Genomic DNA, 1,121 nt, shown 5'->3' with positions numbered 1-1,121 from the left:
GAAGCCTTCGGGACCCGCATCCAGCCCCTGATGAAGAGCCGCGCCCATGTCGCCGCCTAGGCCGACCCTGCCGCTCGTTGGCGCAGTGACGCTGCCGGCGCGGCCCGAGAACCTGCCGATCGATCCGCGGGCCACGGCCCTGCTGGTGGTCGACATGCAGAACGCCTACGCCAGCCCGAGGGGCTACCTCGACCTCGCCGGCTTCGACATCGAGGGCGCCGCCGCGGTGATCGAGAAGATCGTGGTGCTGGTCGAGACCGCGAGGCGGGCGGGCGTGCAGGTGGTGTTCTTCCAGAACGGCTGGGATCCCGCCTATGTCGAGGCCGGCGGCGAGGGCTCGCCGAACTGGTGGAAGTCGAACGCGCTCAAGACCATGCGCGAGCGGCCCTACCTCGAGGGCAAGCTGCTGGCCAAGGGCGGCTGGGACTTCGCGCTGGTCGACCGGCTGAAGCCCGAGCGGGGCGACATCGTGATCCAGAAGCCGCGCTACTCGGCCTTCTACAACACCGCGCTCGACTCGACGCTGCGGGCGCGCGGAATCCGCAACCTCGCCTTCTGCGGCATCGCCACGAACGTCTGCGTCGAGAGCACCCTACGCGACGGCTTCCACCGCGAATACTTCGGGGTGCTGATCGAGGACGCCACCCACCAGGCCGGCCCCGCCTTCCTGCAGGAAGCGACGGTCTACAACGTCGAAAAGTTCTTCGGCTGGGTGACCAGCGCCGCCGACTTCTGCGGCGCCGTCGCCCAGGCGCCGCCCGCAAACCAGGAGAGCTGATGCCCAAGACCGTCATCACCCCGCCGGGGACTCAGACCCCCATCGCGCCGTTCTCGCCGGGCACGCTGGCCGACGGCGTGGTCTACGTCTCGGGGACGCTGGCCTTCGACAAGGACAACAACGTGGCCCACGTCGGCGACGCGGCCGGCCAGACGCGGCAGGTGCTGGAGACCATCAAGTCGGTGATCGAGACCGCCGGCGGCACGATGGACGACGTGACGATGAACCACATCTTCCTCAAGGACTGGGCCGACTACGCCGCCATGAACAAGGTCTACGCCGAGTACTTCCCGGGCGAGAAGCCGGCCCGGTTCTGCATCCAGTGCGGACTTGTCCGACCCGA

Annotated in this window: 2 protein-coding genes; both read left to right on the top strand. The window is 68.6% G+C overall.

The window, feature by feature from the left end; genetic code table 11:
* Positions 1 to 46 precede the first annotated feature (46 nt).
* Positions 47 to 778 carry a pyrimidine utilization protein B gene (rutB, locus tag JNK30_RS20770; RefSeq protein WP_293485303.1) on the top strand — a complete coding sequence of 244 codons (732 nt, stop codon included), beginning with the start codon at positions 47 to 49 and terminating at the stop codon, positions 776 to 778.
* On the top strand, positions 778 to 1,121 hold a 344-nt coding region (gene rutC / locus JNK30_RS20765), incomplete at its 3' end, for a pyrimidine utilization protein C (protein WP_293485301.1). The genes rutB and rutC, both read left to right, overlap by 1 nt.

The organism is Phenylobacterium sp., assembly GCF_016793225.1.
Classification (GTDB): domain Bacteria; phylum Pseudomonadota; class Alphaproteobacteria; order Caulobacterales; family Caulobacteraceae; genus Phenylobacterium.
The sequence above is the reverse complement of the archived record's forward strand: the minus strand, read 5'-3'. Positions and strand labels throughout refer to the sequence as shown.